The following is a 13,265-nucleotide window of genomic DNA, read 5'->3' as shown; positions in this document are numbered from 1 at the left end:
TCTTTTTTAAATATTTGAACCAGCCGACATAAAAATGAACGAATATCGAAACTCAATCGCACTTACGTTTACAATCATTTTCATCTTATTCATTTACGGCTGTGCCATGCCTGAAGGACCGATTCCCTTAAGCGGTGATGCTCCGGAAGCTGAAGGCTGGAAAACAGAAACCGTGATCGAAAACCTTGAACAGCCTTGGTCCATAACCTGGCTGACCGATTCCACTTTTTTGATTACCGAACGCAACGGAAATCTGCTCTACTTTGAGGACTACCAAGCTGAGCCGATGCAAATCAGCGGTCTGCCCGAAATCTACGTTGACGGTCAGGGCGGTTTGATGGATGTTTCCGTTCATCCTGCTTATCTCGAAAATCGCCGGGTTTTCCTTACCTATGCATCAGGTGATAAAGATTCCAACCGAACCGCAGTAGTCCGTGCAGTTTTAAATGTTGAAGAACAACGATTGGAAAATACAGAAGAGATCTTCAGGGTTACACCCAACAAAGACAGCAACCAGCACTTCGGATCCCGCATTGTCTGGACATCTGATTCGACCTTTGCACTCTCCGTAGGTGATGGCGGAAACCGTCCCGTTAAAACCGGAGATGTTTTGAGTCGCGAACATGCCCAGATGTTTGATTCTCATCTTGGAAAAATTCTGCATCTCACACAGAACGGTGAGCCCGCTGAAGAGAATCCGTTTTTGGATGATCCGGATGCGATGCCCGAAATCTGGTCGTACGGCCATCGCAATATTCAGGGTCTGGCATATGATGATGAGTCAGGCACTCTCTGGGCAAACGAGCACGGTTCACGCGGCGGCGATGAACTCAACCTGATCAAATCGGGAGAAAATTACGGCTGGCCTGAAGTTACCTACAGCCGGGAGTACTGGTATACAAAAATCACAAGTGAAACATCAAAGCCCGGCATGGTGGATCCCAAAGTAGTCTGGACTCCGGCTCAGGCACCCAGCGGCCTCCTGTTTTACACCGGCGATGCATTCCCTGAATGGCAGGGAGATCTCTTCAGCGGCGGACTTCAGGGCGAACAGGTCCGGAGAATTATTTTAGACGGAGAGTCAGTGATAGGCGAAGAAAAGATTCCAATTGGCCGAAGAGTACGGGATGTCAAACAAGGACCGGATGGATTTATCTACGTTTTAACCGCCCATGATGATGGAGAACTTATTCGGATTTTACCGGAATAGAAACTCCACATTAAATGTCTCAGAGAAACACCCCTCCCCGTCTCACGACGGTACTCCCCTCAAGGGGAGACTTTTTACTATCATATCCTGAAAAAAATCACAACACCCGATGCTCCAACGAAGGCAATTTTTTACGCACCTCTTTCAGATACTCCATATCCAGATCAGCGTAGATTACACCGGGTTCGGTTCCGGCATCCGCCAATATTTTGCCCCATGGGTCGATAATCATCGAATGCCCCCAGGTTTTTCGTTTTTCTCCATGCACTCCCGTTTGAGCCGCTGCAATCAGAAATGAACTGTTTTCGATGGCCCGGGTTCGCATCATTGGCTCCCAGTGTGCCTCACCGGTTGGCCGGGTAAAGGCAGATGGAATTGTAATGATTTCCACACCCTCATCTGCCATCTTTCGATAGAGCTCGGGAAAGCGAAGATCATAGCAGATCGACAGACCGATTGCAGGGAGATTATCAGATTTGTAAACCACCGCTTCACGCTTTCCTGCCTGTACCGTATCCGATTCCCTCCAGGTCTCCTCATCCGATATATCCACATCGAACAGATGGATTTTATCATAGGTCGCAACAATTTTGCCATTCGGATTCACCACAATCGAACGGTTATAGATTTTACCGTTGCCGGCCTGCGTGGGATATCCACCCCCGTTGATAGTCACGCCAAATTGCTTTGCCAGCTCCGGCAGTCTCTTTTCAACCTGTTTAGAAATTTCGGCAGACTGTTTCAGTTTTTCTCGCTCGTCACCCAGAAATGCAAAGTTCTCCGGCAGGCAGATTAGTTTCGCCCCGGCTTCTGCCGCTTCCCTGACTCGCTTTTCAACTTTGTTCAGGCTGACATTTACATCAGGCTGGCTATTTAATTGAATGGCCGCTGCTTTGATTTTCTTCATTATATAATCCTCTTTTTAATGCTGTCTCAAAACCAAGCTTAAATTTTTTGGTTCATAGAAATGCTGAAAATAAGCCTCCCCTCCTTGCAGTGCTCTTTTGCGCTGGAGGGAGGGGCAAGGGGCTGACATTACTCATGTAAACAAAACTTTATAATGTTCGATTGAATCCGCTTGAAATAGAATTCCAGTCTTCTTTACTTAAAGAACGAAGACTCGGCCTTGATGGTGAAGATCACTGTTTCCATCAGATACGAGAGGGATATAAAATCGCTCCTCGAAATTATGTTTTAACGCTCATTTACCCTAGGATCTCACTTCTTGGAAAGGAGGCAAATTTACACTTCAATATCCATCATAACATACTAATCATGTTAAGCCTATATGGGATTTTAGAGGGGTGAGTCAAATCTCATTCTTCAGGAATCGAAGTGGCCTGCCAGGCTATCACTTTCCAGAGGCCGTCTCTTTTCACAAACGTACCGGTGTTATAAAAGTAGAGGGTTGATTCATTCGGATCTTCAAACTCAGCCACCAGCTTAAAAGCCACAACCGCAGTATCATCAAACAGCATGATCTGAATTTCATCTGCCGAATACAGGGTTTCGGGTTCTTCACTTCGATCAGGATTTTCATTCACACCGCTCATGATATCCGATTTAGCAATACGGTTCCCATTTGATCCGGTGTAGATCAGATCCTCCGCCCAAAAACGATCATGAGTGGCAGCGTCGTTGTAGGATGCACCTTCCAGAAATTCATTCAGGAGTTCAGTGAGGGTCTCCCGCTCTTCCTGTTCAGTTTGGCCCAGAAGTGTTAAAGGAGTGATAAAAATCAGAAATAACAGCAGGTATCTTTTCATAATGAGTTGTTTTTGAATGTTGATTTATTCAAGTATAGGTAAACTCAAACCAATCTGACAACATCTGAATATTAACCGCAGAGGCGCGAAGGGCGCTGTGAAAGGCAAAATTCAAGAATTCTTACACCTTCATTATTCGACATTCTTCTGTTCATTATTCAATATTCAATCAACCCTCATCCCTTTCTGCCATTTCCAGCCATATCATCGACTTTTCATCGATCTCATCTGAAATCTCTCCATACCGTTCTGATTTTTTCTGAAGCTCTTCCGGATCAAGCGAACCGCCTGCCATCTCTTTTTCGAGCTTTGTTTTCTCCTCTTCGAGCTTGGCGATCTCTTTCTCGAGCTTGTTAAACTCCTTACGCTCTTTATAGGTCAGTCCATCAGACTCTTTCTTCTTCGGCTTTGGCTTCGCCTTTTTGTCCTCTTTTTTGGGAGATCTCTTCTCACGTTCAATACGCCGCTGTTCTACATCCTCGGCATCCTTCAGTGCCCGATATTCCATATAGGTACCGTGATGATCCCGAATCTCACCGTCTCCTTCAAACACAAAATAGTGATCCACCAGTTTGTCCATAAAAAACCGGTCGTGCGAGACCACAATCAGACAGCCGCCAAATCCCCTTAAGAAATCTTCAATTTTCTGCATGGTGGTGAGATCCAAATCGTTGGTAGGCTCATCCAGAATCAAAAAGTTGGGATTTTGTATCAGAACCATCATCAGGGCGAGACGCCGCTTCTCTCCACCGCTAAGTTTTCCAACCGGAGTGTACTGCAGCGAACCCGGAAACTGAAAATGCTCCAGAAATTGAGACGCCGAGATTTGCGAACCATCCGACATCTGAATAACCGAGGCGACCTCTTTGATCACATCAATCACCCTCTTGTTTTCATCAAAATCCACATCCTGTTGACGATAGTGACCAAACTGAATCGTCTGCCCTGTGTTGATATCACCTGAGTCCGCCTCCTCTTCTCCGGTAATAATTTTCAGAAATGTACTTTTCCCGACTCCGTTTTTACCGATAATTCCAATTTTTTCACCGCGGTTAAAGGAGTATGAAAAATCATCCAGGATCACGAGATCATCATACGATTTGGAAATATTCTCCATCTCCAGAATCTGTCCGCCCATCCGCTGCATCGATACGTCCAGTTCCAGCTCACTCTCATCACTGTTTTGGTTTACTTTCTCTTTTGTCTTGTGAAATGCATCAATCCGGGATTTCGATTTTCCGGTCCGGGCTTTTGGCTGTCGACGCATCCACTCCAGCTCCTTCTTGAAAAGCTGTCCCGCCTTTTTCATCTCCACCCTCTCCTGCTCTTCGCGCTCAGCCTTCTTCTGCAGATAATAGGCGTAATTCCCATTGTGATTGTAGAGCTTTCCGGCATCCATCTCCAATATGTGATTACAAACCCGATCGAGGAAATAACGATCGTGAGTCACCATCAAAAGTGTGACCGAGCTTTTAGCCAGGTAATCTTCCAGCCACTCAATCATATCCAGATCGAGGTGGTTTGTCGGCTCATCCAATATCAACAGATCGGGATCATCCAGCAGTACAAATGCCAGGGCCACCCGCTTCTTCTCACCGCCCGATAGCGTATTAATTGATCTTTCAAGATCGTGAATATCAAGCCGGCTTAATATCTGCTCCAGCCGCTGCTCATAATCCCATGCGCCGGCAGCATCCATCGCGGCACTTGCCCGCATGTACTCTTCCTGATTTTCTTCATTGAAATTTTCAGCCTGAGCCTCTACCGCTTTTTCATACCGCAACACAACATTGGCCAGATCTGTATGCCCTTGCGAAATATACTCCTGAATGGTAAGATCCGGATTAAGCTCAGGTTCCTGTTCCAGATACCCAATTTTGATATCACTTTGAAACATCACTTCACCGGTATCCTGAACCTCTTTACCGGAAATAATTTTTAACAGCGTAGATTTACCGGTCCCGTTTGGGGCAACCAACGCCGTTTTATCCCCTTTCGAAAGGCCGAAGGTGATCTTTTCAAACAGAATTTTTGTGCCGAAACTTTTAGATAGGTTTTCAACAGTCAGATAGGTCATGCGACGAGTCAATCAATTTTCAATGCGATTCAATCCTGAGCACTAGTGATTATTTATGAACGTATAGGGCTCCCCTCCTTAAGAAGGATTGGAGCGGTTATCAGTTAAAATTTTCGACTTCGATTTAAACTTAAATGCAATACTCAACCACCCCTTAGTCCCCTCCTTAAAAAGGAGGGGAAATTTGCTGCTACACGATTTATTTAAGATAAACCGCCCTCAGGTTTTCAGGACTGAAAATAAGGTTTTTTCCGTCCAACCTCGCCATCTAATAAATATAGAAATGTTTATTTAACTGCCTGTCTGATAGACCGGCTCTCCCTCTGCAATCATTCCATCTTTTAGATGAATAATTCGGTTGGCGTACTCTGCATCAATTGGTGAGTGTGTGACCATTACGATTGTGGTGCCCTGTTCGTTGAGCTCTTTCAAAAGCTCCATTACCTCTTTTCCATGACCCGAATCGAGGTTCCCGGTTGGCTCATCTGCCAAAATTAATTTGGGCTCTGTAACTACGGCCCGCGCAATTGCAGCCCGCTGCTGTTGGCCACCTGACAGCTGTTGTGGAAAGTGATTTTTACGGGACATCATTCCAATTTTATCCAACGCCTTCTCCACTTTTACTTTACTTTCCGACGCTTTTAATCCCAAATATTGCAGAGGCAGATCTGCATTTTCAAATACCGTCAGTTCATCAATCAGATTAAAGCTCTGAAAAATAAAACCTACATTTCCTTTTCTCAGCCTGGCCCGGTCCCGCTCGGAGTAGCCGGATGTTTCCTCTCCCAAAAACCGGTAGCTTCCATCTGTTGGACTATCCAGCAATCCCATAATATTCAGCAGTGTAGATTTACCACAACCGGACGGCCCCATGATCGCAACAAATTCACCTTCCCGAACCTCCAGATTCAGACGGTTCAACGCCGTGGTCTCAATCTCATCGGTTCTGTAAATTTTTGTCAGGTTTTCTGCTTTGATCATCTTCTCTGGTATTACTTTATAGTTATTTCAATCCTCAAGGATCAGTACATCAGCCTGCTGAAAGGCGTCATAGCTGGACGTAATGACGTCCTGGCCGGGTTCCAATCCTTCAATCACTTCAAAAAAGTCGCGATTGGATCGGCCTAATCGAACGGCATGTTTTACTGCGCGGTTTTCTCCTTCATCCATTACAAAAACCCAGTTTCCGCCGGTCTGCTGAAAAAATGGGCCTCTTGGAAGTAAAAGCGCCATTCCGGAGTCGCCAAGCTCAAGCCGTATCCGTACCGACTGCCCGCGGCGAAGAGTCTGCGGAATTTCTTCAACGAACTGAAAGTCGACCTGAAATTGTCCATCCTGAATAACCGGGTAGACCCGTTCAACAACAACATTGTATGTATCGCCTGCAAACTCAAAACTTCCGGATTGGCCGGGAGCTACCCTTGCCAGGTAAAACTCATCGATTCCGGCCCGTACTTTAAACCCATCCAGCTGGTCAATCTGCCCAATCCGTTCGCCTTGCTGAATGGATAAACCGGGATCGAGCTCCATGGTTGACAATTGCCCCGAAATCGGTGCGGTAACAATCAGATTGTCCAGAATCTGCTGAACCCCATCCAGACTGCGCCACATTCGCTGCTCAGATTGATTGAGCTGAGAAAGCTGCTGGTCCATCTGAACGGAATCGCGCCTGAAGGATTCGTAATTCAGGTCAAATCGGCTTTTCTGAAATGCATGCTCCAGTTCAGACTCTTCATATTCTTGCAGTGAAATCAGCTCCTTCGTAAAAAGAATACTGTCGCGTTGATAAGCTGATTTAGCCAGCTCAAGCCGTGTTTTCGAATCCGACAGCTCTTTTTGCAGATTGAGATGATTCTGCTCCAGATTCAGCCGTGAATTCCTCACGTTGTTGATTTGATCGTAAATTCCGGCTTCCTGCTGAAGCACACTGAGCTGAAGAGAAGAATTTGTCAAAACTACAACCGTATCCCCCGCTTCCACAATCTCTCCCGACTCCGCAAAAATCTGCTGCACAACTCCACCCTCAACTGCATCAAGATAGGTTGTACGAATAGGCTGAACAGTACCGGATACATCAACAAACTCCTGAAACACTCCTTCGGTGACTTCAGAAATCATCACCCGCTGCCTGTCTACCGTAACTGACGATCCCTTATCACTGCCAAAGTAGTTGTAAAGAACAAACAGAACGATTGCCGCTATCAGAATATATCCTGCAATTCTGATGGGGGATGTTTTCTTTTTTTCAATTTTCTTATCCATGAAACGACGTTAACTAAAACTACAATTATTCATTTTTCAGGCTTTCAGCCGGATTGAGCAGAGCCGCCTTGACTGATTGAGTACTGATCGTCCCGATACTGATCAATAGGGATATGACTAAACTCATTACAAAAGTGATCATTAAATAGTACATCAGCTCTATACGATACGGGAAATTCGCCAGCCAGCCGTCCGCGGCAAAGTAGATGACAGGCAGTGCAATCAAATGCGCTATCACAATAAGCATCACATAATCTTTTGAAAGCAGATAAAACACACCCGGAGCTGACAGGCCCAAGACTTTTCGTATCGCCACCTCCTTTTCCCGAACTTTTACGGAATATGAAGCCAGGCCAAGTAATCCGATACTGCCCACAAAAATAGCGATCAGCGCAAATACTCCCATTACCGAGGCGACTTTCTGCTCAGGCTCATAAAGCTGGTTCAGGCGGTCATCAACAAAAAAGTAATCGAATGGGTGAGTTTGATCCAATTCAGCCCAAATGGTTTGAAGGTGTTCGATGGCGTCAGACGGATTACCCGGTGCCAGGCGCACTTTCATGTATTCAATATTCGCTATAAGCTGAGTGGTATTTGCAGGAAGATCAAGAATTAAAGGCTCCAATTCTCTTCGGAGATATGTGTGATTAAAGTTCTCGGTAACACCCACTACTGAGTATCGCTCTCCATTTGGATCTCTGAACGTTCTGCCGATAGCATCTTCCGGATCGCCCCACTCCATATAGTCGACCATCTCACGATTAACCAACAGAGCCTGCTCTCCGTCTGTTGAAAAATCTTCGGAAAAATCACGGCCGGCAATAATATCGATGTCCATTGTCTCCAGTATATCATGGAGAACAAAAAGTTTGCTGAAAGACGGGGCGTCTTCACCGCCTGTATCATCCGGGGTATAATCATATTTCCAAAAGTTCGAACTGCCAAACAGTGCTTGAACACCCGAAACCTGGAGAATTGAGGAGTGAGACAGAGCTCGCTGTTTTAGTTCATCGTAAGACCATATTGCGCTTGTTAAATAGACCGGTACGGCAATTATCTGTTCCGTATCAAACCCAAGATCCTTCTGCTGGAGATGTTGATGTTGAAAGTAGACCAGTGAAGTACCGATCAGCAGGATTGCCGTAATGGAGAACTGAACCAGCACCAGTGCTTTTCTTACCCGTGTGCCTTTTTTTCCTTTCGATTGTTTGCCGCGAAGACTTTCTATCGGATTAAATGAAGAGAGAACCGCGGATGGGTAAAACCCGGCCAGAAGTGCAATTACAACGATAAATACAGAAATGGAAAAGACAATTTCCGGAAGATCCAGGTTAGCCGACATTAGCTCTCTTCCTGTAAACATTTCAAAATAGGGAAAAGCAAGCCATCCGATTAGAATCCCCACTAAAAATGCCGCAAATGTAAAAATGATGGATTCAACTAAAAATTGACCGGCTATTCCGGAGCGCTCGGCACCCAGTACTTTTCGCACTCCAACTTCTTTCGACCGTCGCAGGGCAGAGGCTGTAGAAAGGTTTATGAAATTGATACATGCCAGGGTTAAAATGAAGATGGCCACAAGACCGAATAGATAAACATTTACTGAATTACTGACCGGTTCAATTTCCGAATCGAGGCCAGCTGTTAACCAAATATCCTCAAGAGGCTGAAGAGCTAAGTCCACGGATTCTGAACCGGTAAAATACTCATCGTAAAACGGATCCGATATCTCAACAATACTTTGTTCAAGTTGTTGATCGTCCACGCCGGGTTCAGTAAGTATGTAGGTCCAAACCGGGTTCCATCTCCATCTGGAAACCAGCTGTTCATAATTTCCCCATAGATTTCGAAGGGTAGAAAACGGGGTTAAAAAATCAGCTTTAAAGTGTGAGTTTTGGGGCCAGTTTTCCATCACACCTGTTACGGTCAGGGCAATCCTGCCCTCAAAGTGAAATGTTTTACCCATTGGATCCTCATCCCCAAAGTAGATCGATGCCACATTTTCTGAAATGACAACGGAATTCGGTTCAGATAAAACCTGGCCTGAATCACCTCTGATCAGGTTAATATCAAATACTTGAAAAACTTCCGGATCCGTGAAGAAAAACCTGTTTTGACGGATCACAACATTATTTTCGGGATTTTTGATGGAAACACTTTCGCTTTCCAAATCAAAAAATCTTACCGTTTCGGCTACGCTGCCCTGCAGTTCATTGTCTATAACACCTTTTAACGGGAAAGGAGTAGAAACTGACCGCCCGTCATCTTCACCGTTATTTAGAAGGGCCTGAGTAACACGGTAAATTCTGTCACTGTTTTCATGATACTCATCATATGATAGCTCATTCAGCACATAGATACCTATAAGGAGGCAGCTTGCAATACCTACCGCCAGCCCTAAAAGATTTACAATGGAAAAAAGAGGTGTTCTTCTCCAGTTCCTGAATGCAATCTTTAAAATGAATAATAAATTTATCCTGTGCGCTCCCATACCTTTATCCGATAGTCCTAAAGCCGTCCTTACTTAATCAAGAGTAGCGAAGCAGCAGGCTGTTACAAAAAAGATATTTTTTAACATTTATTTAATTATACGTTGATCCTTAACACTCTCTTTGCAAAGATTTCCTACATTGAAGACTGTGTTGAAATGAGTCCAAATTATGTTTGATCGTACTTTTTTATATAAACTCGTGGTTGCCAAAATGCCCTTCGGGCAATTTAAAGGCAGAAAAATCACTTCACTTCCGGTTCACTACCTGGAGTGGTTTCATAGAGAAGGGTTTCCCGGTGGCGTTTTAGGGCAGCAACTGGCAACTATGTATGAAATAAAAACCAATGGGCTCGATCACATTCTTGATCCAATTAAAAAAGAGATAAATCATCAACAAAATAACTATTAAGGAAATTAGACATGCTGGTACTAGTCATTAACTGCGGAAGTTCATCTGTTAAATACAATCTGATTGAAACCGAAGAACAGCGGGATGTTTGCAAGGGGATGGTGGAGAGGATCGGTGCTGTAACTTCCATAGTAAAGCACGAGCCTGATGATAAAAAGCATACGAAAACCACAAAGGTCATTGCCAATCACGAAGAGGCTCTGCAGGAGATCATGAACTACCTGCTCAATGAAAAAAATGAGATTATCTCTTCTCCTTCAGATATCAAAGCGGTTGGACATCGTGTTGTGCACGGTGGCGAGATGTTTAAAGATTCCGTATTGATTAATGAAGATGTTACACACGCCATAGAGGAGGCCTTTGACCTGGCTCCGCTTCACAATCCCAATAATTTAAAAGGGATTGAAGCTGCAAAAAAACATCTCCCCACAATTCCACATGTGGCCGTTTTTGACACGGCATTTCATCATTCACTTCCCGCAAAAGCTTATCTGTACGGAATTCCGAATCGTCTCTACCGGCGATACAAAATTCGTAAGTATGGATTTCACGGGACATCACATTACTACGTCAGCCGGCAGTATTTTAAATTAACTGACAAGCCCGTTGAAGATACAAAAGTGATTACCTGTCATCTTGGTAACGGAGCTTCTATTGCTGCAATTGATGGCGGAAAGTCCGTCGATACTTCTATGGGTTTCACGCCACTTTCGGGCCTCGTAATGGGAACACGAAGTGGCGACCTCGATCCTTCCATCCTTTTTTACATCATGGAGAAAGAAGAGATTACAATGAATAGCCTCCACGCGCTCCTGAACAGACACAGCGGACTGCTTGGGCTGAGCGGCTATGCCAGCGATATGCGTGATCTGCTTGAAGAAGCCCGAAATGGAGACCGGCGATGCCAGCAGGCTGTGGATGTCTTCTGTAATAAAGTAAAACAGTATATCGGATCGTATATCGCCACTCTGAACGGTTGCGACTCCATCATTTTTACAGCAGGAATAGGAGAGAATTCTGCTGAAATCCGAGAACGTGTACTGTCCAATTTAGACTTCATGGGCATAAAAATCGATTCCGAAAAAAATCAAAATGCAAAAAGAGGTGAAATTCAGAAGATCAGTGCCGATGACTCAAAAACCGACATCTACGTTATTCCAACCAACGAGGAACTGGTAATTGCCATTGACGCCGCTAAAATTGCACAGGCAACGCATCAAAGTCCGTGGTTGTAGATTTTAACCTCCCCTCTTGAGAGGGGATTGAGGGGTGTGTTAGTCTAAAGTGAAATCTAAAATTTCACTTTAGACTTTTAAGAACAACATGTTCTATAACACGAAGAACATTATCAATATCATTGAAAACTTCCTCATCCCAAAAACGTATAATTTCAACTCCAAGGCTTTTTAATTTTTTCTCTCTTTTTATGTCATAGATTGATTTTTCTTCAAATAGATGACTGTATCCATCGAGTTCAATTCCTAAATAAAGTTCCTGACAAAAGAAATCGATAATAAAATTGTTAACGGGTTTTTGACGATGAAAGTCATATCCTAACATTTGATTGCCTTTCAGATATTTCCAGAGAATTCTTTCACTTTGAGTAGAGTTATTACGTAACTCTCTGGCTCTTTCTTTCAATTTGGGATTGTATGGTATTATTGGTCTTTTCATGTCATATATATGACACGAATTAATCAAAATACTTACAAAATTTACACACCCCTTAATCCCCTCTCAAGAGGGGAAACCTGACGAATACTCTTTCAAACCTAACCCCTCGGCACCAGCATCGCGCTAATTACTTCGTCCTGGCGTGTACGAATGTTTTGCAGCACTTTCTCAGTCGGTTCTGCATCCAACTGAATGGTACAGCAAGCGGCCAGTTTTCGATCAAATATTACATTCTCAAGCTCCTGAGCGTTTATTTTTGCCCTCTTCAGCTCGTTCATCACGTTCGCTATTACGCCGGGCTTATCATAGTGGCGCACTACCAGCTGCCATGGTGACTCTGTATGCTCACACCGGTTCAGCCAGTTTCGTACTTTTCCTTCCTGAAGATATCCGCGCACAATATCCACGGCATCATCGGCAACCGCCATTTGAGCCTGATAGGTACTGGCTCCAATGTGATGCGTGATACACACGTTATCTAATCTCTGGAAACGGCTCTCAAACTCCCCTTCTTTAAATTCCGGTTCATCGCTAAATACATCCAAACCTGCTTTTAATCTTCCACTTTTCACCTCATTGTACAGAGCATCCTCATCTACAACACCGTCTCTTGATGTATTGATGAACATTGCTCCGTCTTTTAAAGCAGATAAAATCTCTTTTGAAATAATTCCCCTGGTTTCCGCATTCATCGCAAGGTGAACACTCAGAATATCGGATGCTTTTGCAGTTTCCTCAATAGAACTCGCGTATTCAATTTCCATCTTATCTGCCATCTTAGGAGTTAGAGACCTCGACCATGCCACTACATTCAGGCCAAATCCCTGAGCTCTCTTAATCACTTCCTGACCAATCATACCCGTGCCAATAATGCCTATCGTTTTACCAAACAGGCCATCCGCTTTTGAGTATGCGGCTTTATTCCATTTTCCGGCATTAAAATCGGATACATTCTGTGGAATAAATCGGTCAAGAGACAAAATCAGCCCCATGGTTAGTTCCGCAACAGCAATTGCATTTTTTCCCGGACAGTTGGCAACATAGATTCCCTTACCGCTTGCAGCTTCTATATCAATATTGTTTACCCCTGCGCCGGCCCGGATAATCAGGCTCAGCCTTGGGCTTTTTTCAATACATTCACTGTTTACAACCGTTGATCTGACCATTAAAACTTGCGCATCCGGCAGTCCGTTTTCTAGATCTGTTTCTTTCAGTCCCGGATTATTGTCCACTTTCAGCCCCATCTCTTCCAGCTGTTTAACCGCTTCATCCGGCAATTTATCTGCTATGGTAACATTCATAATCTCATCTCTTTTTTAATATGATTGAATTTTATCTAAATGTACGTAAAGGCTTTTTTTCTACAAAGAAATCGG

General features: G+C 44.2%; 11 protein-coding genes. 3 read left to right on the top strand and 8 right to left on the bottom strand.

The features are described from left to right. The first annotated feature begins 34 nt into the window (after positions 1 to 34). Complete coding sequence (locus tag U5K35_RS01045; RefSeq protein ID WP_322569615.1) at positions 35 to 1,210, top strand: PQQ-dependent sugar dehydrogenase; 1,176 nt, start codon at positions 35 to 37, stop codon at positions 1,208 to 1,210. A 97-nt stretch (positions 1,211 to 1,307) separates the two neighbouring features. Here U5K35_RS01045 and U5K35_RS01040 read toward each other — a convergent pair whose 3' ends face one another. From U5K35_RS01040 to U5K35_RS01015, 6 genes are all read right to left on the bottom strand, one after another. Further along, positions 1,308 to 2,117 (bottom strand): carbon-nitrogen hydrolase family protein, encoded by an 810-nt coding sequence (locus U5K35_RS01040; RefSeq protein WP_322569614.1) that lies wholly within the window; start codon positions 2,115 to 2,117, stop codon positions 1,308 to 1,310. A 409-nt stretch (positions 2,118 to 2,526) separates the two neighbouring features. Then, a complete protein-coding gene (locus U5K35_RS01035) occupies positions 2,527 to 2,976 on the bottom strand; it encodes a nuclear transport factor 2 family protein (protein ID WP_322569613.1) in 450 nt (149 codons plus the stop codon). A gap of 169 nt (positions 2,977 to 3,145) precedes the next feature. Beyond that, on the bottom strand, positions 3,146 to 5,053 hold the full coding sequence (locus U5K35_RS01030; RefSeq protein WP_322569612.1) for an ABC-F family ATP-binding cassette domain-containing protein: 1,908 nt from the start codon (positions 5,051 to 5,053) through the stop codon (positions 3,146 to 3,148). 291 nt (positions 5,054 to 5,344) lie between these two features. Further along, entirely contained in the window at positions 5,345 to 6,034 is a 690-nt protein-coding gene (locus U5K35_RS01025; protein WP_322569611.1) for an ABC transporter ATP-binding protein, read from the bottom strand. A 27-nt stretch (positions 6,035 to 6,061) separates the two neighbouring features. Then, the gene (locus U5K35_RS01020; RefSeq protein WP_322569610.1) at positions 6,062 to 7,315 is read right to left on the bottom strand and encodes an efflux RND transporter periplasmic adaptor subunit; all 1,254 of its coding nucleotides are present in this window, start codon (positions 7,313 to 7,315) and stop codon (positions 6,062 to 6,064) included. 25 nt (positions 7,316 to 7,340) lie between these two features. Continuing rightward, positions 7,341 to 9,806: an ABC transporter permease gene (locus tag U5K35_RS01015; RefSeq protein ID WP_322569609.1), complete on the bottom strand. Its 2,466-nt coding sequence runs from the start codon at positions 9,804 to 9,806 to the stop codon at positions 7,341 to 7,343. Between the two features lie 169 nt (positions 9,807 to 9,975). Here U5K35_RS01015 and U5K35_RS01010 point away from each other — a divergent pair, with 169 nt between their 5' ends. After that, positions 9,976 to 10,215, top strand: coding sequence for a DUF3820 family protein (locus U5K35_RS01010; RefSeq protein ID WP_322569608.1), 240 nt, complete (start codon positions 9,976 to 9,978; stop codon positions 10,213 to 10,215). An 11-nt stretch (positions 10,216 to 10,226) separates the two neighbouring features. Continuing rightward, entirely contained in the window at positions 10,227 to 11,450 is a 1,224-nt protein-coding gene (locus tag U5K35_RS01005; protein ID WP_322569607.1) for an acetate kinase, read from the top strand. A gap of 64 nt (positions 11,451 to 11,514) precedes the next feature. Here U5K35_RS01005 and U5K35_RS01000 read toward each other — a convergent pair whose 3' ends face one another. Both U5K35_RS01000 and U5K35_RS00995 read right to left on the bottom strand, forming a co-directional pair. Next, positions 11,515 to 11,889: an endonuclease domain-containing protein gene (locus U5K35_RS01000; protein WP_322569606.1), complete on the bottom strand. Its 375-nt coding sequence runs from the start codon at positions 11,887 to 11,889 to the stop codon at positions 11,515 to 11,517. A 98-nt stretch (positions 11,890 to 11,987) separates the two neighbouring features. Further along, entirely contained in the window at positions 11,988 to 13,190 is a 1,203-nt protein-coding gene (locus U5K35_RS00995) for an NAD(P)-dependent oxidoreductase (RefSeq protein WP_322569605.1), read from the bottom strand. Positions 13,191 to 13,265: the final 75 nt, after the last annotated feature.

This window comes from Rhodohalobacter sp. (genome assembly GCF_034521535.1).
Classification (GTDB): domain Bacteria; phylum Bacteroidota; class Rhodothermia; order Balneolales; family Balneolaceae; genus Rhodohalobacter.
Note: the sequence above shows the minus strand (reverse complement) of the source record. Positions and strands in the feature narration are given on the sequence as shown.

Excerpts from the sequence above, each read along its gene's own strand:
- U5K35_RS01045 (WP_322569615.1), top strand. The coding sequence starts at position 35 with ATGAACGAATATCGAAACTCAATCGCACTTACGTTTACAATCATTTTC.
- U5K35_RS01040 (WP_322569614.1), bottom strand. The coding sequence starts at position 2,117 with ATGAAGAAAATCAAAGCAGCGGCCATTCAATTAAATAGCCAGCCTGAT.
- U5K35_RS01035 (WP_322569613.1), bottom strand. The coding sequence starts at position 2,976 with ATGAAAAGATACCTGCTGTTATTTCTGATTTTTATCACTCCTTTAACA.
- U5K35_RS01030 (WP_322569612.1), bottom strand. The coding sequence starts at position 5,053 with ATGACCTATCTGACTGTTGAAAACCTATCTAAAAGTTTCGGCACAAAA.
- U5K35_RS01025 (WP_322569611.1), bottom strand. The coding sequence starts at position 6,034 with ATGATCAAAGCAGAAAACCTGACAAAAATTTACAGAACCGATGAGATT.
- U5K35_RS01020 (WP_322569610.1), bottom strand. The coding sequence starts at position 7,315 with ATGGATAAGAAAATTGAAAAAAAGAAAACATCCCCCATCAGAATTGCA.
- U5K35_RS01015 (WP_322569609.1), bottom strand. The coding sequence starts at position 9,806 with ATGGGAGCGCACAGGATAAATTTATTATTCATTTTAAAGATTGCATTC.
- U5K35_RS01010 (WP_322569608.1), top strand. The coding sequence starts at position 9,976 with ATGTTTGATCGTACTTTTTTATATAAACTCGTGGTTGCCAAAATGCCC.
- U5K35_RS01005 (WP_322569607.1), top strand. The coding sequence starts at position 10,227 with ATGCTGGTACTAGTCATTAACTGCGGAAGTTCATCTGTTAAATACAAT.
- U5K35_RS01000 (WP_322569606.1), bottom strand. The coding sequence starts at position 11,889 with ATGAAAAGACCAATAATACCATACAATCCCAAATTGAAAGAAAGAGCC.
- U5K35_RS00995 (WP_322569605.1), bottom strand. The coding sequence starts at position 13,190 with ATGAATGTTACCATAGCAGATAAATTGCCGGATGAAGCGGTTAAACAG.